This is a genomic window from Vogesella facilis, assembly GCF_042648525.1.
Lineage (GTDB): Bacteria > Pseudomonadota > Gammaproteobacteria > Burkholderiales > Chromobacteriaceae > Vogesella > Vogesella facilis.
The window spans coordinates 1-18,058 of sequence record NZ_JBHRXN010000026.1; the positions used below are offsets into that span (position 1 = coordinate 1).

Annotated in this window: 13 protein-coding genes and 2 riboswitches; of the genes, 9 read left to right on the forward strand and 4 right to left on the reverse strand. The window is 64.3% G+C overall.

The features are described from left to right. The first annotated feature begins 504 nt into the window (after positions 1–504). A complete protein-coding gene (gene putA, locus ACFOLG_RS09010) occupies positions 505–4,116 on the forward strand; it encodes a trifunctional transcriptional regulator/proline dehydrogenase/L-glutamate gamma-semialdehyde dehydrogenase (protein WP_386090974.1) in 3,612 nt (1,203 codons plus the stop codon). Positions 4,117–4,235: 119 nt separating this feature from the next. Next, positions 4,236–5,462 (forward strand): branched-chain amino acid ABC transporter substrate-binding protein, encoded by a 1,227-nt coding sequence (locus ACFOLG_RS09015; RefSeq protein WP_386090976.1) that lies wholly within the window; start codon positions 4,236–4,238, stop codon positions 5,460–5,462. Between the two features lie 312 nt (positions 5,463–5,774). Here ACFOLG_RS09015 and ACFOLG_RS09020 read toward each other — a convergent pair whose 3' ends face one another. The 3 genes from ACFOLG_RS09020 to ACFOLG_RS09030 all read right to left on the reverse strand — a co-directional run bounded on the left by ACFOLG_RS09020 (position 5,775) and on the right by ACFOLG_RS09030 (position 9,709). After that, on the reverse strand, positions 5,775–7,175 hold the full coding sequence (locus ACFOLG_RS09020; protein ID WP_386090979.1) for an L-serine ammonia-lyase: 1,401 nt from the start codon (positions 7,173–7,175) through the stop codon (positions 5,775–5,777). A 123-nt stretch (positions 7,176–7,298) separates the two neighbouring features. Next, positions 7,299–8,552: a serine hydroxymethyltransferase gene (glyA, locus tag ACFOLG_RS09025; RefSeq protein ID WP_386090981.1), complete on the reverse strand. Its 1,254-nt coding sequence runs from the start codon at positions 8,550–8,552 to the stop codon at positions 7,299–7,301. Between the two features lie 142 nt (positions 8,553–8,694). Continuing rightward, positions 8,695–8,790, reverse strand: a riboswitch (glycine riboswitch). A gap of 1 nt (position 8,791) precedes the next feature. Then, positions 8,792–8,890: riboswitch (glycine riboswitch) on the reverse strand. Between the two features lie 174 nt (positions 8,891–9,064). After that, a complete protein-coding gene (locus tag ACFOLG_RS09030) occupies positions 9,065–9,709 on the reverse strand; it encodes an NAD(P)-dependent oxidoreductase (RefSeq protein WP_386090983.1) in 645 nt (214 codons plus the stop codon). Between the two features lie 105 nt (positions 9,710–9,814). Here ACFOLG_RS09030 and ACFOLG_RS09035 point away from each other — a divergent pair, with 105 nt between their 5' ends. From ACFOLG_RS09035 to ACFOLG_RS09050, 4 genes are all read left to right on the forward strand, one after another. Beyond that, positions 9,815–10,711, forward strand: coding sequence for a LysR family transcriptional regulator (locus ACFOLG_RS09035; RefSeq protein WP_386090985.1), 897 nt, complete (start codon positions 9,815–9,817; stop codon positions 10,709–10,711). Between the two features lie 232 nt (positions 10,712–10,943). Beyond that, positions 10,944–12,791 (forward strand): methyl-accepting chemotaxis protein, encoded by a 1,848-nt coding sequence (locus tag ACFOLG_RS09040; RefSeq protein ID WP_386090987.1) that lies wholly within the window; start codon positions 10,944–10,946, stop codon positions 12,789–12,791. Between the two features lie 60 nt (positions 12,792–12,851). Continuing rightward, entirely contained in the window at positions 12,852–13,793 is a 942-nt protein-coding gene (mmuM, locus tag ACFOLG_RS09045; protein ID WP_386090989.1) for a homocysteine S-methyltransferase, read from the forward strand. A gap of 177 nt (positions 13,794–13,970) precedes the next feature. Next, the gene (locus tag ACFOLG_RS09050) at positions 13,971–14,606 is read left to right on the forward strand and encodes a YitT family protein (RefSeq protein WP_386090991.1); all 636 of its coding nucleotides are present in this window, start codon (positions 13,971–13,973) and stop codon (positions 14,604–14,606) included. 95 nt (positions 14,607–14,701) lie between these two features. On the opposite strand, the gene ACFOLG_RS09055 is transcribed toward ACFOLG_RS09050, so the two are convergent. Continuing rightward, positions 14,702–15,124, reverse strand: a complete 423-nt coding sequence (locus ACFOLG_RS09055) for an Lrp/AsnC family transcriptional regulator (RefSeq protein ID WP_088967958.1) — start codon at positions 15,122–15,124, stop codon at positions 14,702–14,704. A gap of 147 nt (positions 15,125–15,271) precedes the next feature. Between ACFOLG_RS09055 and ACFOLG_RS09060 the strand changes: the two genes are divergently transcribed. The 3 genes from ACFOLG_RS09060 to ACFOLG_RS09070 are packed head-to-tail and all read left to right on the forward strand — an operon-like array spanning position 15,272 to position 18,036. After that, positions 15,272–16,285, forward strand: coding sequence for an ornithine cyclodeaminase (locus ACFOLG_RS09060; RefSeq protein WP_386090993.1), 1,014 nt, complete (start codon positions 15,272–15,274; stop codon positions 16,283–16,285). A 20-nt stretch (positions 16,286–16,305) separates the two neighbouring features. After that, positions 16,306–17,226, forward strand: coding sequence for a citrulline utilization hydrolase CtlX (ctlX, locus tag ACFOLG_RS09065; RefSeq protein WP_386090995.1), 921 nt, complete (start codon positions 16,306–16,308; stop codon positions 17,224–17,226). A 39-nt stretch (positions 17,227–17,265) separates the two neighbouring features. Next, a complete protein-coding gene (locus tag ACFOLG_RS09070) occupies positions 17,266–18,036 on the forward strand; it encodes an ABC transporter substrate-binding protein (RefSeq protein WP_386090997.1) in 771 nt (256 codons plus the stop codon). Positions 18,037–18,058: the final 22 nt, after the last annotated feature.

Here is an 18,058-nt window from a genome sequence, read left to right on the forward strand (position 1 = left end):
AGATACCTGTGTGAAAGTAGGACACCGCCAGACTCCCCATATGAAGCCCAGCTTGAGAGATCAAGCTGGGCTTTGTGCTTTGGGGCGGGCGGCTGATCTGCACGTCGCCCGATTCCCATCTCATGCCATGCCCGTGCGGCCAACGTTGGCCGCCGGCCGGCCCTGGCCACGGCACCGACAAGCAAAAAGCCCGCGCAAGCGGGCTTTGGTGTTTGGGGAGTCGGGCGATGACCAGACGCTCAGTCGTCGTCACTTCAAATATTTCGGGCATGCATACGTGTGCTTGTCTTGCCGTTGTCCATGCGCCAACTGGTTTTGCGCTGTGATTGCCTCATTCCCTCATCATGATTCGCCGCGTGTTCGTGCCCAAAGTGTTGCAATTTCCATCCTTGCCAATGCTGGATGGGCTTCTAGACTGGATAGTCTCCGAAGAAGTCTTCACGTAGTTTATATTTTGTATACAATAGGCACGTACAAGCAGTTGGACCTATGGAGAAGCTACTCATGCAATTTCAGGCATTTGCGCGCGAGCAATCTGCGCTTCGTGATGCGATCACCGCAGCCTATCGTCGTGATGAACGCGAGTGTGTTGCTGTCATGATGGAACAGGCCGCGATGCCGGCAAACCAGATTGCCTCTATCAAGGCGCTGGCCAGCAAGCTGGTGACGCAGGTGCGCCGCGAACGTACCAAGTCCAGTGGTGTGGATGCGCTGATGCATGAGTTCACGCTGTCCAGTCAGGAGGGCATCGCGCTGATGTGCCTGGCCGAGGCACTGCTGCGTATTCCGGACCGCGTGACGGCCGACAAGCTGATCCGCGACAAGATTTCCGGTGGCGACTGGAAGGCGCACCTGGGTAACAGCTCGTCGCTGTTCGTCAACGCCGCCGCCTGGGGCCTGCTGGTCACCGGCAAACTGGTGTCCTCCCACAGCGCGCAAGGCCTGTCTTCGGCATTGACCCGCATTATCGCCAAGGGTGGCGAGCCGCTGATTCGCAAGGGTGTCGACCTGGCGATGCGCATGCTGGGCAAACAGTTCGTGACCGGCGAAACCATCGAGGAGGCGCTGGCCAACGGTCGTGAGCGTGAAGCCCGTGGCTATCGCTTCAGCTACGACATGCTGGGCGAAGCCGCCATGACCGAGGCCGATGCACAGCGCTACCTGAACGATTACGTGATGGCGATTCACGCCATCGGCAAAGAGTCCAATGGTCGCGGCATTTACAGCGGCCCGGGCATCTCGGTGAAGCTGTCCGCCATTCATCCGCGCTACGCCCGCATGAAGCACGAACGCATGATGGGCGAGCTGCTGCCGCGCCTGAAGCAGCTGTTCCTGCTGGCCAAGCAGTACAACATCGGCCTGAACATCGACGCCGAGGAAGCCGACCGCCTGGAAATTTCCATGGATCTGGTGGAGGCCTTGGCTAACGATCCGGATCTGGACGGCTTCGAAGGCATCGGTATCGTGGTGCAGGCTTACCAGAAGCGCTGCCCGTACGTGATCGACTACCTGATCGACCTGGCGCGTCGCAGCAAGCATCGCTTCATGGTGCGGCTGGTGAAGGGCGCCTACTGGGATGCCGAGATCAAGCGCGCCCAGGTGGATGGCCTGCCGGGCTACCCGGTGTACACCCGCAAGGTCTACACCGACGTGTCCTATATCGCCTGCGCCAAGCGCCTGTTGGCCGCACAGGACGCCATCTACCCGCAGTTTGCGTCGCATAACGCCTACACCCTGGCCGCGGTCTACCATCTGGCCGAAGGCAAGGACTACGAATTCCAGTGCCTGCACGGCATGGGCGAGACCCTGTACGACCAGGTGGTGGGCAAGGACAAGCTGGACAAGCCGTGCCGCATCTACGCGCCGGTGGGCTCGCACGAGACCCTGCTGGCCTACCTGGTACGCCGCCTGCTGGAAAACGGCGCCAACTCCTCGTTCGTGAACCGCATCGTGGATGAAAGCGTCTCCATCGACGAACTGGTGGAAGACCCGGTGGCCGAAGCCGGCCGTCACGGTGGCCTGCCGCACAGCAAGATCGCACTGCCGGTGGCGCTGTATGGCGCCGAGCGCAAGAACTCCAAGGGTATCGACCTGGCCAACGAGCATGTGCTGACCGCACTGCAAGGCTCGCTGCAGGCCTCCGAAGCGCAGCCATGGTTGGCCGCACCGCTGTTGGCCGATCGCGATGTCGAAGCGGGCAATGCACAGCCGGTGCGTAACCCGGCCAACCTGCAGGATGTGGTGGGGCAGGTGCAGGAAGCGACGCGTGACGACGTGGAAATCGCGCTGCAGGCCGCGGTGCGCGCGGCGCCGGCATGGGCAGCTACCGAGCCGGCCAAGCGTGCGCTGTGTCTGGAGCGCATGGCCGACCTGATGGAAGACAATATGGCCACCCTGATGGGCCTGGCGGTGCGCGAAGCCGGCAAGACGCTGAACAACGCGATTGCCGAAGTGCGCGAAGCGGTGGACTTCTGCCGCTACTACGCTGCCCGCGTGCGTGCCGAGTTCGACAACCAGCGCAACCCGGCGCTGGGGCCGGTGGTGTGCATCAGCCCGTGGAACTTCCCGCTGGCCATCTTCATCGGCGAAGTTACCGCCTCGCTGGCGGCCGGTAACGTGGTGCTGGCCAAGCCGGCCGAGCAGACCGCGCTGATCGCCGCCTACGCCATCCGCCTGCTGCATGAAGCCGGCGTGCCGCGCGACGTGCTGCAGTTCCTGCCGGGGCGCGGCGAAGTGGTCGGCTCTGCGCTGACCACCGACGCGCGCATCAAGGGCGTGATCTTCACCGGTTCCACCGAAGTGGCGCAGATCATCAACCGCGCGCTGTCCGGCCGTGGCGAAGAAGTACCGCTGATCGCCGAAACCGGCGGCCAGAACGCCATGATCGTCGACAGCTCGGCCCTGCCGGAGCAGGTGGTGACCGACGTGCTGTCTTCGGCCTTCGATTCCGCCGGCCAGCGTTGCTCGGCGCTGCGCGTGCTCTACCTGCAGAACGACATCGCCGACAAGGTGGTGACCATGATCAAGGGTGCGATGGACGAGCTGCGCGTGGGCAACCCGGCCAGCTTCCATACCGACATCGGCCCGGTGATCGACGCCGAAGCGCAGGGCAACCTGCTGCGCCATATCGACGGCCTGAAGGGCCGCGCTCGCGGCATGTATCAGGCCAAGCTGAGCGACGAATGCGCTGCCGGTACCTACGTGGCGCCGACGTTGTTCGAAATCGACAGCATCAAGCTGCTGGAGCGCGAAGTATTCGGCCCGGTGCTGCACGTGATCCGTTTCGACGCCAGCCAGATCGACCAGGTGGTGGCCGAGATCAACAGCACCGGCTACGGCCTGACGCACGGCATTCACAGCCGCATCGATGAAACCATCGACGCCATCACCAGCAATATCAAGGTGGGCAACGTCTACGTGAACCGCAATATCGTCGGCGCAGTAGTGGGTGTGCAGCCGTTCGGCGGCGAAGGCAAGTCCGGCACCGGCCCGAAAGCCGGCGGCCCGCTGTACCTGTACCGCCTGACGCGCGGCAGCTGGGACGCCAAGCTGGCGGCCAACCCGGAGGCGGCGGACTTCACCGCGCTGGAGCAGCTGCAAGGCGTGCTGCCGCAGCTGAAACTGGACGAGGGGGCGCGCCAGCACCTGCAGGCAGTGATCGCCGCGGCGCGCCGTCATTCGCCGCTGAACCACGCCGAGGCCCTGCCGGGCCCGACCGGCGAGATCAACACGCTGCTGTTCGCGCCGCGCGGCCTGGTGGCGTGCTCGGCCGACAATCTGGAAGCGCTGGTGATGCAGGTGGCGGCGGCGTTCGCCACCGGCAACCAGGTGTTGCTGCAGAATAGTGTGCCGGCGCAACAGTTGGCCGCAGTGCTGAAGAGCCGCGTGCAACTGGCCGACAAGGTGGAAGCCGCCGACGTAACGGCGTTGCTGTACGCCGGCCCGGATGCCGAGCTGCTGCGCCAGACCCTGGCGCGCCGCGACGGCGCTTTGATTCCGTTGCTGCTGGTCGAAGAGGGTGGTTACAACCTGCATCGACTGGTGGTGGAGCGCGCGATTAGCGTGAATACCACGGCAGCAGGCGGTAATGCGAGTCTGATGAGTATTGGTGACTGATTGGACTTGCGCGGGGCGGGCGGCATTGAAATAATGCGCCTGCCTTGTTGTAAACGTTCGCCAGTAGACAAAATCCATTGGCACGAGCAAACCCTGACACAAAAGAGAAGAGAAACGACATGCGACTGAACAAACTGACCAGCGTATCCCTTGCCGTTGCTGCCGCCCTGGCTATCGCCGGCTGCAGCCAGAAGCAGGATGCCCCGGCAGGCGAGGCCTCTGCTGCCAGCGCCGCTGCTGACGGCAACGTAGTGAAAATCGGCTTTGCCGCACCGCTGACCGGTCCGCAAGCCCACTACGGCGAGGAATACAAGAACGGCGTGACCCTGGCGATCGAAGATGCCAACGCCGAGAAACCGACCATCGACGGCAAGCCGGTAACCTTCGAACTGGTATCCGAAGATGACCAGGCCGACCCGAAAACCGCTACCCAGCTGGCGCAGAAGTTCGTCGACAACAAAGTGAACGGCATTGTCGGCCACTTCAACTCCGGCACTTCCATCCCGGCTTCCAAGATCTACTCCGATGCCGGTATCCCGATGATCGCCATGGCGACTTCGCCGGTATTCACCTCCCAAGGCTACAAGAACACCTTCCGCTCCATGACCTCCGATACCCAGCAGGGTTCGGTAATGGGCCAGTTCGTGGTACAGAAGCTGAACGCCAAGAAGATCGTTATCGTTGACGACCGCACTGCCTACGGTCAGGGTCTGGCCGACGAATTCGAGAAGGCTGTTAAAGCTGCCGGTGGTGAAGTGGTGAAGCGTGAGTTCACCAACGACAAGGCTACCGACTTTGCCGCCATTCTGACCTCCATCAAGGGTGTGTCCCCGGACGTGGTGTTCTACGGTGGCGCCGATGCGCAGTCCGCCCCGATGGCCAAGCAGATGAAGCGTCTGGGCCTGAAGGCGCCGCTGATCTCCGGCGAAATGACCAAGACCCCGACCTTCCTGAAGCTGGCTGGTCAGGAAGCCGAAGGCACCATCGCCTCGCTGGCCGGTCTGCCGCTGGACAAGATGCCGAAAGGTGCCGACTACGCCAGCCGTTACAAGGCCCGCTTCAACATGGACGTAGCGACCTACTCCCCGTACGGCTATGACGCTGCCCGCGCCATGATCGCCGCGATGAAGGAAGCCAACTCCGCCGACCCGGCGAAATACCTGCCGGTACTGGCCAAGGTACAGTACAAGGATGGCGTAACTTCCTCCAACTGGACCTACGACGACAAGGGCGACCTGAAAGACGGCGGCATCACCGTGTACAAGGTTGAAAAAGGCGAGTGGAAAGTACTGGAAACCGTTGGTGGCGGCGCTGCTGCCCCGGCCGCTGCTTCCGCAGCCCAGTAATTCCCGCGACATCGGTCGCACGCAAAAGCCCGGCAGCGATGCCGGGCTTTTTGTTTGCTTTCTGTGGTAGATGCCGTCTTGGCGCTCAAGCCGACAAAACATGCGGCCAACGTTGTGAGGCGCCAGGCCACCGAACGGGGAGCGTCGGGCGGAAGCGGCGACTTCAAGCCGCATCCGCGTAGCGGATAAATAGCCATGCGCGGTAAACCGCGGGCCTCGCTACGCTCGACACCAACCAGCATGTCCATGCAAAAACGCCCGCGGTTAGCGGGCGTTTGTCGTTGTTGCGGCCGGCGTTGGCCGCAATTTACATCAGCATTCCACGATGTTCACCGGCACCTCGATCACATTGATCGCCAGGCCACCGCGTGCGGTTTCCTTGTACTTGCTGTTCATGTCGCGGCCGGTGTCGCGCATGGTCTTGATCACCCGGTCCAGCGAGATGAAGTGCTGGCCGTCGCCGCGCAGCGCCATGCGCGCGGCATTGATCGCCTTTACCGACGCCATGGCATTGCGCTCGATGCACGGCACCTGCACCAGGCCGCCCACCGGGTCGCAGGTCAGGCCCAGGTTGTGTTCCATGCCGATCTCGGCGGCGTTCTCCACCTGTTCCGGTGTGCCGCCCAGCACTTCGGCCAGCGCGCCGGCCGCCATCGAGCAGGCGGAGCCGACCTCGCCCTGGCAGCCGACTTCGGCGCCGGAGATCGAGGCGTTGAGCTTGAACAGGATGCCGATGGCGCCGGCGGTGAGCAGGAAGCGCACCACGCCGTCTTCGCTGGCATTCGGCACGAAGCGGCTGTAGTAGTGCAGAACCGCCGGGATGATGCCAGCCGCGCCGTTGGTCGGCGCGGTCACCACGCGGCCGCCGCCGGCGTTTTCCTCGTTCACCGCCAGTGCGTACAGGTTGACCCAGTCCATCACCGTCAGCGGGTCACGCAGCGCGGCTTCCGGCGCATCGGTGAGCTTGCGGTACAGGTCGGCGGCGCGGCGCTTCACCTTCATGCCGCCGGGCAGGATGCCTTCGTGGGCGCAGCCGCGCTGTACGCAGCCCTGCATTACCTGCCAGATCTGCAGCAGGCCGGCGCGTACCTCGTCCTCGCTGCGCCAGGCCAGCTCGTTTTCCAGCATGATCTGGCTGATGCTCTTGCCGTGGCGCTGGCACAGCGCCAGCAGCTCGGCGCCGGTCTTGAACGGGTGCTTCAGCTCGGTAACGCCCGGCGGCACGAAGCCGGCATCGATGGCCGCCTCGTCCACCACGAAACCGCCGCCCACCGAGTAGTAGGCACGCTTGGACAGGCTGTTGCCATCGGCGTCGAAGGCTTCGAAGATCATGCCGTTGGGGTGGTAGGGCAGTGCCTTGCGCTTATATAGCAGCAGGTCTTCCGCCTCGTTGAAGGCGATGCGCTGCTGGCCGAGCAGGGTGATGGCCTTGTCGGCGCGAATGGTGGCCAGTATCTGCGGCACGGCGTCGGTATCGACCAGGTCCGGCTGTTCGCCGGCCAGGCCCAGCAGCACCGCGGTATCGGTGCCGTGGCCTTTGCCGGTGGCGCCCAGCGAGCCGAACATTTCCGATTTCACGCGCGCGGTGGCGCTCAGCTGGCCATCCTTTTCCAGCCGGGCGATGAACTGGCGCGCGGCGCGCATCGGGCCGACGGTATGGGAGCTGGACGGGCCGATGCCGATCTTGAACAGGTCGAAAACACTGATAGCCATGCTGCTTCTCTTGTCTGGTTGTGGCGCCGCCGTGGGTTGGCGGCGCCCGGTTTACAGGGGGTGGCCCCGTGGTATTGGATAACGCACCACGGCCAGGGTTGGCCGCAGCATGTTATGGCTTGTTTAACGATAGACCGGATACGCGGCGCAAAGCTCCGCTACCTGGCGTTTTACGCGTGCGCCCACTTCCGGGTTGTCGATGTCGTCCAGAATGTCGCACACCCAGTGCGCCACCTGGCGCGCTTCGGTCTCCTTGAAGCCACGGCTGGTGATGGCCGGGGTGCCGATGCGGATGCCGCTGGTCACGAACGGGCTTTGCGGATCGTTCGGCACCGCGTTCTTGTTCACTGTGATGTGGGCGGCGCCCAGCGCGGCATCGGCCGCCTTGCCGGTGAGGCCCTTGTCGATCAGGCTCAGCAGGAACAGGTGGTCGTCGGTCTTGCCGGACACGATGCTGTAGCCGCGGTCCTGGAACACCTTCACCATGGCGCGGGCGTTGGCCAGCACCTGCTTCTGGTAGTCGACGAACTCCGGCTGCAGCGCTTCCTGGAATGCCACTGCCTTGGCGGCGATCACGTGCATCAGCGGGCCGCCCTGGATGCCGGGGAATACCACCGAGTTCAGCTTCTTCTCCAGCTCCGGGTTGGCCGCCGCCAGGATCAGGCCGCCACGCGGGCCGCGCAGGGTCTTGTGGGTGGTGGTGGTCACCACGTGGGCGTGCGGAATCGGGTTCGGGTACAGCCCGGCCGCCACCAGGCCGGCCACATGGGCCATGTCCACGAACAAATAGGCGCCGATGCTGTCGGCGATCTCGCTCATGCGTTTCCAGTCGACGATCAGCGAGTAGGCGGAGAAGCCGGCCACGATCATCTTCGGCTGGTATTCGTTGGCCATGCGCTGCACTTCGTCGTAGTCGATCTCGCCGGTTTCCGGGTTCAGGCCGTACTGCACCGCGTGGTAGATCTTGCCGGAGAAGTTGACCTTGGCGCCGTGGGTGAGGTGGCCGCCGTGGGCCAGGCTCATGCCGAGCACGGTGTCGTGCGGCTCCAAGAGCGCCATGTACACCGCAGCATTGGCCTGGCTGCCGGAATGCGGCTGCACGTTGGCGTAGTCGGCGCCGAACAGCTGCTTGGCGCGGTCGATGGCCAGTTGCTCCACCACGTCCACGTGTTCGCAGCCGCCGTAGTAGCGCTTGCCGGGGTAGCCCTCTGCATATTTGTTGGTGAGCTGGCTGCCCTGGGCCTGCATCACGCGCGGGCTGGTGTAGTTCTCGGAGGCGATCAGCTCGATGTGGTCCTGCTGGCGTTGGTCTTCGGCCTGCATGGCGGCCCACAGGGCGTCGTCGAAACCGGCAATCTGCATATCCTGGGTAAACATCGCGTATCTCCTGGTCGCCGGCGCAGGCGGCAAAAGGTTGGCCGCACCGCGCCTTGAATAAAACGGGCGGTGACGGGCGGACGGTCTGCTGGATGCGGCAGACAGATGGATGGGCGTCCGCCCGGTATCACCGGACGATGCCCCCTCTGTCCCTTTGCCTGAGAGATTGCGGCGCAGTGTGCACTGGCCATGCTGCCTTCGGCGAGGCCGCGCGGTTGCGGGCCTACTCTCCAGAGTGCCTGACCAGTGCAGTTCTTTTGCCTGAGAGTTTCTGGGGCGATTCCCCTTCGGCGCTGCCGCTGGACGCTTGTCCGGGCAGTCTCTCCTGCGCTGGTGGCGGCCAACCTTGCAATCGGCCGCGTGGCTTGGCGCAATCTAGAGAAGCTGGCCGAGGCTGTCAACGCATGTCGGACAGTATTCGATGTGCAGCTGCAGCAAGTTGTGTGGCTGCAGACGCAAAACGCCCCGCCGGGCGTTTGCGGTACCGGCGGGGCGGGGGATGCTGCGTCGCGTCAGACGCTGGCGGCGGTAAAGCGGCGGCGGTGATGCTGCGGCGTTTCGGCCTCGTCGACGATGGCCACCGCCAGATCGGCCACGCTGATGCCGGCCGGGGCGTCGCCGGCCATCAGCAGCTGGTCGCCGCCCAGCCGGTACTGGCCGCTGCGCTCGCCCGGCGCCAGCAGCGCGGGCGGCGACACGAAGGCCCAGTCCAGCTGCTGCTCGTCCTGCAGCTGCAGCAGCGCCTGGCGCGCGCCTTCGGCGCCTTCCTTGTATTCGGCGGGAAAGTGCGGGGTGTCGATCAGTTGCAGACCGGGCGCCACGTACAGGCTGCCGGCGCCGCCCACCTCGATGAAGCGCGCCACGCCGGCGGCCTTGACCCCGGCCACGATGGCGGCATGGCCCTGCAGGAACAGCTGGCGGATGTCGGCCTTGTCCCAGCCGGGGTTGAAGGCGCTGATCACCACGTCGTGGCCGGCCACGGCTGCGGCGATGCTGTCGGCGTCATAGGCATTGGCCGCCAGCACGGCAAGGTTGGCCGCAGCGCTAATGCGCTCAGGGCGGCTGACAATGGCGCTGACTTGATGGCCGCGGGCCAGGGCTTCCTGCTGGATGGCGCTGCCGACAAAGCCGCTGGCGCCGATAAGGGCAATCTTCATGCTGAACTCCTTCACGGGGGATGGAACATGAGTACATGGTAGTAAACGGCGCCCTGCTTGATAATCCATGCTATTTTTCATTCATTGTGAAGCAGGGCTACATAAATGGATGAACTGCGCAGCATGGCGGTGTTTGCCACGGTGATCGAGCAGGGCTCGATGAACGGCGCGGCGCGCGCGCTGGAGATGACACCGTCGGCGGTGAGCCAGCACGTGCGGCGGCTGGAGCGGCAGCACGGCGTGACTCTGCTGCATCGCACCACCCGCAAACTCAGCCTGACCGAGGCCGGCAGCCTGTTCTACCAGGGCTGCGCGCAGATGCTGGCGGCGGCACGGCAGGCGGAAAGCCAGCTGACCGCCATGCGCGAGGCGCCCAGCGGCGAGCTGCGCATCTCCGCGCCCAGCGGCTTTGCCGGCGGTGTGCTGGGCGAGGCGCTGGCGCCGCTGCTGGCGGCCAACCCCGGGCTGAGCCTGCAACTGTTTTTTCACGATGAGCTGGTGGATCTGACTGACTTGCGCATCGACCTGGCCCTGCGTGCCGGCAATCTGCCGGACTCCACCCAGGTGGCGCGCTATCTGTGCGACTGGCCGCTGCTGCTGTGCGCCGCGCCGGGCTACCTGCTGGCGGCGGGGGCGCCGCAGCAGCCGGCCGAGCTGCACCGCCATGCGCTGATCGGCGTCAACCCGCGCGGCAGTGCGCAGTTTCCGCTGCAGCTGACGCGCGGCGAGGACGTGGTGCGGCTGAGGCTGCCGGCGCGCATCGCCAGCAACAGCATGCTGTCGGCGCGCGCGTTCGCGCTGGCCGGCATGGGCATTGCGCTGCAGCCGGCGCCGGAGATCCGCCGCGAGCTGGCCGCCGGGCTGCTGCTGCCGGTATTGCCGGAGTGGCGGGCACCGGCGCTGCCCATCTATCTGGTGACGCCGCGGCGCGATGCGCAGCCGGCCAAGGTGCGCCATGCGCTGGCCGCGTTGCAGGCGGCACTGGGGCAATGTGCAGATTGAATATTGTCTAAGAACGACTGGAATTTTCCGCTGTTTAAACCTAACATTGCGAAATTGTGAATTTGTTTTAAATCAATTTGATGTCATGGGAATGCCGGCTTTTTTGCCGAAAGTGCATGAAATTGTTTTCTGGCTATAACAGGAACGGGGCCAGGTCCCCGGTAGTACCATGCACCATCGCACAAACCAATAAACAGGGGAAAAACCAATCATGTCTTTGCGCACAAAATTGATGGCATTTGTGCTGCTGGTGATAGCAGCACTCGCCGTCGTGTTCTGTGGTGTGGCCTACTGGAAAATGAGTGACACGCTGGAGAGCCAGATTGAAGGCCAGATCAAGATGGCGGCCGACAACAAGGTGAGTTTTGTCTCCGAGTGGGTACAAGTGCGGCAGAGCATCGTGGCGGCGGTATTGCCGCGCTTCGGTACCGGCGAGCTCAAGCCCATCCTCGACCAGGCCCAGAATGCCGGCAAGTTTGACGATATGTATGTTGGCCAGCCGGACAAGACCATGACCCAGTTCAGCGGTGGCACCCCGGTACCGCCGGGTTACGACCCGACCGGCCGCCCGTGGTTCCTGGCCGCCAAGGATGCCAACGGCCCGATCGCCTCGCCGCCGTACATCGATGCCGCTACCAAGCGTCCGATCATCACCTTCGCCCAGGCGCGCAAGGATGGCGGCCAGCTGGTGGCCGTGGCCGGTGGTGACGTGACACTGGCGCGCGTGGTGGAAGAAGTGGTGTCCGCCAAGCTGCCGGGCGATGGCTATGCCTTCCTGATCACCGCCGACGGCGATGTGATCGCCCACCCGCAGAAAGATTCCGGCCTGAAGAAGATCAGCGACGTGGTGCCGGGCTTCGACCTGGGCGCGCTGAACAAGGACGGTCAGATCCAGTTTGCCGATATCGACGGCAGCAAGCAGATGGTGGCGCTGTTCCCGGTGCCGAAAACCAGCTGGCTGCTGGGTGTGATGGTGCCGCATGCGGCGGCCATGGCGCCGGCGCGCCAGCTGATGATGGTGATGGTGGCACTGGCGGTGGCCGGCATGCTGCTGGCCGGTGTCTTTGCCTACGTGGGAGTGACCCGCATGCTGTCCGGCCTGGGCACGCTGCACAAGGCGATGCAGGAAGTGGCCAGCGGCCATGGCGACCTCACCCGCACCCTGCCGGTGGGCAACCGTGACGAAGTGGGCCAGATCGCCGATGCCTTCAACCAGTTCCTGGCCAAGCTGCGCGAGATGTTCCTGACCGTGCGCGACGAGTCCGACGCGCTGGCGCGCGACGCCTCCGACCTGAGCCGTGTTGCCGAGCAGATCGGCCAGGATTCGCGCGTGCAGTCCACCGAGCTGTCCGCCACCGCGGCCACCATCGAAGAGATCACCGTCAGCATCAACCACATCGCCGACCACGTGGGCGAAACCGAGCAGCTGGTGGCGCAGTCGCGCACCAACTCGGTGGAGTCGCATCGCGCCATGGCCGAAGTGGAGCGCGAAGTCGCCTCTATCCAGGAAGCGGTGGCCTCGCTGCATAACGTGATGGGCAGCCTGTCCGGCCAGTCCGAGCAGATCAAGGGGATAGTCGGCGTGATCCGCGACATCGCCGACCAGACCAATCTGCTGGCGCTGAACGCGGCGATCGAAGCCGCCCGCGCCGGCGAATCCGGCCGCGGCTTTGCCGTGGTGGCCGACGAAGTGCGCAAGCTGGCCGAGCGTACCGCCACCGCCACCGTGCAGATCGCCGAGATGATCGACACCGTGATCCGCCGCACCGGCGAAGCCATCGAGCACGCCGACACCACCAACGAGAAGGTGTCTTCTGGTGTAGCATTGTCGCGCCAGGCGGCCGACAAGGTGGAAGTGATCAAGAGCAATGCCGAGGAAATCTCCTCGCGCATGGGCGAAATCACCTCCTCCACGGCAGAGCAGGGCGTGGCAACCAACGAGATGGCCCGCAGTGCCGAGCGTGTGAACGTGATGGCGCAGCAGACCGATACCAGCCTGCAAGAAGCGCTGAGCACCATCAATATGCTGGCGCAGCGCGGCGACGAGCTGAAGTCGCTGGTAGCCCGCTTCAAGCTCTGAGCGTTCCGCGTCGAATCCCGCCCCGGCCTGTGCCGGGGTTTTTTATTTGTGGAGCCAGAATTGCACAATCCTTTCAGTCAGTTTTCCCCGGATACCCCCATCGTGCTGGACGGCGCCATGGCGTCGGAGCTGGAGCGCCGCGGCTGCGATCTCAATGACGCGCTGTGGTCGGCGCGGGTGCTGATCGAGCAGCCGCAGCTGATTCAGGACGTGCACTACGACTACTTCCTGGCCGGTGCCGACGTGGCTACCACCGCCAGCTACCAGGCCAGCTTCCCCGGTTTTGCCAAGCGCGGCCTGAGCGCCGAGGAGTCGGCGCGGCTGATGCGGCTGTCCATCGAGCTGGCGCAGGCGGCGCGCGACGCGTTCTGGGCCGATGAGCACAACCGGGTTGGCCGCATCCGTCCGCTGGTGGCGGCCTCGGTCGGCCCGTATGGCGCCATGCTGGCCGATGGCTCGGAATACCGCGGCCACTATGGCCAGAGCGAGCAGCAGCTGATGGACTTCCACCGCCCGCGCATCGCCGCGCTGCTGGCGGCCGGGCCGGATCTGCTGGCCTGCGAGACCATTCCCTGCCAGCTGGAGGCGGTGGCGATTGCCCGCCTGCTGCAAGAGGAGTTTCCCGAGGCGGTGGCGTGGATCAGCTTCTCCTGCCGCGACGACGCCAACCTCAGCGAAGGCACGCCGCTGGCCGATGCCATCGCCGCGCTGGAGCCGTTTGCGCAGGTGGTGGCGGTGGGGGTGAACTGCACCGCGCCGCGGCATATCGCCCCGCTGCTGCAGGCGGCGGCGCAGGCCAGCGGCAAGCGGCTGCTGACCTACCCGAACTCCGGCGAAGCCTACGACCCACTGACCAAGACCTGGCATGGCAGCAGCGATCCGCAGGCCTTTGCCGACGCCGCCCGCCAGTGGCGCGCGGCCGGCGCCAGCTGCATTGGCGGCTGCTGCCGCACCACGCCGGACGACATCCGCGCACTGTCCGGCTGGCTGCGCGGCGGCTGATGCCCACCGGCTGCCGGCTATCGGCGTAGCTGCCGCTGTAAAATTGCGTATTGCCTGCCATTTTGTTGCTTAAGTGGCAGGCAATTGCGTTTTTGTAGATTATTGATCTGGATGCTGGAGGCGAACGGGGCGGAAACGTAAAATGGCGGCTTCTTTTGTTGCGCTGCAATATTCATCATGACCACGCTTAGCCAAACCACCATGCCAACCGCGGAAACCGCCATTGCCCACAGCCTGCTGGAAGACGTGCTCGCCATCCTAGTCGGCACCCTGCTGGTGGCCTTCGGCGTGGTGATGTTCAAGCAGGCCGGCCTGCTCACCGGCAGCACCGCCGGTATCGCCTTCCTGATCCACTACCGCACCGGCCTGCCGTTCGGTGCCATCTTCTTTACCATCAACCTGCCGTTCTACTGGCTGGCCTGGCGGCGCATGGGCTGGCGCTTCACGCTGAAAACCTTTATCGCGGTGAGCCTGCTGTCGCTGTTCACCAGCGTGCACGGCCAGTTCCTGCACCTGGGCGGCCTCAACCCGTTCTACACCGGGCTGGTGGGCGGGCTGATGATGGGCATGGGCTTCATCGCGCTGTTCCGCCACCAGGCCAGCCTGGGCGGCATCAACATCCTGGCGCTGTTCCTGCAGGAGCGCTACGGCATCCGCGCCGGCAAGCTGCAACTGGGGCTGGACGTGGTGATCCTGCTCAGTTCACTGTTGCTGGTGAGCTGGTCGGCGCTGCTGGGCTCCATCCTCGGCGCGGCGGCGCTGAACATGGTGATCGGCTTCAACCACCGTCCGGACCGCTACATCGCCATGTAGCGGCGTTGTCACACAAAAACCAAAAGGTTGGCCGCATGCGGCCAACCTTTTTTGTTTGCCGGCAGCGTGCGCGGCCGGGGCGGCGCTGGCGCCGGTCACACCTTGTGGGTGGACAGCAGGATGCTGGTCTCGGTGGCGGCAATGCCCGGAATCAGCCGGATGCGCCCCAGCACCCGGTCGAACTGCTCCAGCGTGTCGGCGCGCAGCTCGGTGACGATGTCCCAGCGGCCATTGGTGGAATGCAGCGCGTAGACATTGGGTTCGCCGCGCAGCGCCTGCAGCACCGCCGGCGCCTTGTTGCCCTCCACCGCAATACCCATCCAGGCGCGGATGCGGTGTTCCTCCGCCTCCGGCTTCAGCCGCACGGTGTAACCGATGATCACCCCGCTTTGTTCCAGCTTGTCGATGCGGTTCTGCACCGTGGCGCGCGACACGCGCAGCTTTTGCGCCAGCTCGGTGACGGACATGCGCGCGTTGTCGCGCAGCAGGGCCAGCAACTGTCGGTCGGTATCGTTCATTGACATATTGTTAGATCGCCTTGGCAATTTGTAAAGCTGCCCTTGAAAATTGCGCAGTTCTGCAACTTCATATTGGCAACTGCTGTAGGGAAAATAGCGTCCAGAGAAACACGACACCACGACACTATTTTCCGAAAGGCAGTGGCTATGACCCGCTATATCGACACCCGTGATATTCGCAATATCGTCAGCCGGATTGGCGTGGCCAATTTTATCGGCGAACTGGCCGATTATATCGAATCCGATTATCGGCGCTGGGAAAGTTTCGAGAAATGCGCCCGTGTTGCCAATCATTCGCGTGATGGCGTCATCGAATTGATGCCGACTTCCGACGAGCAATATTACGGCTTCAAATATGTGAATGGCCACCCGAAAAACACCCGCGATAATCTGCTCACCGTAATGGCGTTCGGCGCGCTGGCGGAGGTATCCACCGGCAGCCCGCTGCTGCTGAGCGAGCTGACCATCACCACCGCGCTGCGCACCGCCGCCACCTCGGCGCTGTTCGCCAGCGTGCTGGCGCGGCCGGATAGCCGCAGCATGGCCATCATCGGCAACGGCGCGCAAAGCGAGTTCCAGATCATCGCCTTTAACCGCCTGCTGGGTATCTCGCAGTTCTACCTGTACGACATCGACAGCGCCGCCACCCGCAAGCTGCAACAGAACCTGGAAGGCTTTGCCGGCATCCGTCTTGCCGCCTGCGCCAGCAGCCGTGAGGCCTGCCGCGACGCCGACATCATCACCACCGTCACCGCCGACAAGAACTACGCCACCATCCTCACCCCCGACATGGTGCGCCCCGGCGTACACATCAACGCGGTGGGTGGCGATTGCCCGGGCAAGACCGAGCTGCACGCCGACATCCTGCGCCTGGCGCGGGTGTTCGTGGAATTCGAGCCGCAGACGCGTATCGAGGGCGATATCCAGCAAATGCCGGCGGAGTTCCCAGTAACCGAATTCTGGCAGGTATTGAATGGCCAGAAACCGGGCCGAGAAACTGCCGACGATATTACCGTATTCGATTCGGTGGGTTTTGCGCTGGAGGATTTCTCCGCGCTGCGTTATGTGCTGGATAAAGCCACTGATTTGAATATCGGCCAGCACATCGATTTGATTCCGCGCCCGCAAAACCCGAAAAACCTTTTCGCGCTGCTGGCGTAATCGGCGAAGGAAAGCGCAGCATGAAACAGACTAGCCGCAATATCGTGATGATTCGCCCGGTGAATTTCTTTTCCAATCCGGAAACCAGCGAATCCAACCGTTTCCAGAAGCCGGAACAGCGGCCGGACTGCGCGCAGAGCGCGGCCCGCGCCGAGTTCGACGGCTATGTGGCGGCGCTGCGCGCCACCGGGGTGCAGGTGCTGGTGATCGAGGACCAGCAGCCGGGCGACACGCCGGACTCCATCTTCCCCAACAACTGGCTCAGCATGCACGCCGACGGCCGGGTGTTCCTGTACCCGATGGAGGCGCCCAACCGCCGCCGCGAGCGCCGCGACAGCACGCTGCAGCGCCTGCGCCAGGATTTCCACATCGAATCGGTGGTGGATCTGAGCGGCTTCGAGGCGCAGCAGCAGTTTCTGGAAGGCACCGGCTCCATCGTGTTCGACCACCCGGCGCGCGTTGCCTACGTCTGCCGCTCCTCGCGCAGCCACCCGGCGGTGCTGGCGGCGCTGCTGGCGCAGCTGGGTTACCGCGCCGAGCTGTTCGATGCCGTCGATCGCCACGGCGCGGCCATCTACCACACCAACGTGATGATGGCGGTGGGCAGCCGCCTGGCAGTGGTGTGCCTGGCATCCATCCGCGATGCGGCGCAGCGCGAGCAGCTGTGCAGCAGCCTGCGGCAGGCCGGCAAGCAAATCATCGATATCGACTACCGGCAGATGGAAAGCTTCTGCGGCAACGTGATCGAGCTGGCCGACGCCGACGGCAACGCGGTGTTCGCCATGTCCAGCCGCGCCTGGCACAGCTTCAGCCCGGCGCAGCAGGCGCAGCTGCAGGCCAACGGCCGCGTGGCGCATGCGCCGCTGGACACCATCGAGAACCTGGGCGGCGGCGGTGCGCGCTGCATGGTGGCCGAGAACTTCCTGCCGGAAAAAAGATAAGCCGGCCAGCCAGGCCGGTATTGCAAGGAGAAACGAGAAATGAAGAAAGCCCTGTTTGCGCTGTCGCTGGGCGGCCTGTCCGCACTAACGTTGGCCGCATCCGGCGACGTGCTGAAGTTCGGCACCAGCCCGGCGTATGCGCCGTTCGAGTACAAGACCGCCAGCGGCGTCGCCGGCTTCGATGTCGACCTGGGCAACGAGATCTGCCGCCGCCTGCAGGCCAAGTGCGTGTGGGTGGAAAACGATTTCGACGGCCTGATCCCGGCGCTGAAGGCGCGCAAGTTCGACGCCATCCTGGCGTCGATGAACATCACCGAGGCGCGCAAGAAGCAGATCGCCTTCAGCGACCGCACCTACAACTCGCCCACCCGCATGGTGGCGCGCAAGGGCAGCAAGCTGCAGCCGACGGCGGAAGCGCTGAAGGGCCTGCGCGTGGGCGTGCAGCAGGGCACGGTGCAGGAAAGCTACGCCAAGAAACGCTGGGAGCCGGCCGGGGTGATGGTGGTGTCGTACCAGAACCAGGAGCAGGTGTACCAGGATCTGACCTCCGGCCGCATCCAGGCCAGCCTGCAGGACGCGGTGGAAGCCGAGTACGGCCTGCTGAAGGGCAGCAAGGGCGCCAATTTCGAGTTTGCCGGCAGTGCGCTGAAAGACGCGGAAATCTTCGGCGTCGGCACCGGCATCGGCCTGCGCAAGGAAGACGAGGCGCTGCGCCTGCAGATCAACAAGGCGCTGGCCGCCATGCTGAAGGACGGCAGCTACCAGAAGCTGGCCGCCAAGTATTTCTCGTTCGACATCTACAGCGATTGAGCCGTCTCCCAGTTGCAACCCG

Bases quoted from the DNA above. Each gene is read 5' to 3' on its own strand.
- ACFOLG_RS09030 (WP_386090983.1), bottom strand. From the start codon at position 9,709: ATGAAGATTGCCCTTATCGGCGCCAGCGGCTTTGTCGGCAGCGCCATC.
- ACFOLG_RS09050 (WP_386090991.1), top strand. From the start codon at position 13,971: ATGACCACGCTTAGCCAAACCACCATGCCAACCGCGGAAACCGCCATT.
- ACFOLG_RS09035 (WP_386090985.1), top strand. From the start codon at position 9,815: ATGGATGAACTGCGCAGCATGGCGGTGTTTGCCACGGTGATCGAGCAG.
- ACFOLG_RS09070 (WP_386090997.1), top strand. From the start codon at position 17,266: ATGAAGAAAGCCCTGTTTGCGCTGTCGCTGGGCGGCCTGTCCGCACTA.
- ACFOLG_RS09020 (WP_386090979.1), bottom strand. From the start codon at position 7,175: ATGGCTATCAGTGTTTTCGACCTGTTCAAGATCGGCATCGGCCCGTCC.
- ACFOLG_RS09040 (WP_386090987.1), top strand. From the start codon at position 10,944: ATGGCATTTGTGCTGCTGGTGATAGCAGCACTCGCCGTCGTGTTCTGT.
- ACFOLG_RS09015 (WP_386090976.1), top strand. From the start codon at position 4,236: ATGCGACTGAACAAACTGACCAGCGTATCCCTTGCCGTTGCTGCCGCC.
- putA (WP_386090974.1), top strand. From the start codon at position 505: ATGCAATTTCAGGCATTTGCGCGCGAGCAATCTGCGCTTCGTGATGCG.
- glyA (WP_386090981.1), bottom strand. From the start codon at position 8,552: ATGTTTACCCAGGATATGCAGATTGCCGGTTTCGACGACGCCCTGTGG.
- ACFOLG_RS09060 (WP_386090993.1), top strand. From the start codon at position 15,272: ATGACCCGCTATATCGACACCCGTGATATTCGCAATATCGTCAGCCGG.
- ACFOLG_RS09055 (WP_088967958.1), bottom strand. From the start codon at position 15,124: ATGAACGATACCGACCGACAGTTGCTGGCCCTGCTGCGCGACAACGCG.
- ctlX (WP_386090995.1), top strand. From the start codon at position 16,306: ATGAAACAGACTAGCCGCAATATCGTGATGATTCGCCCGGTGAATTTC.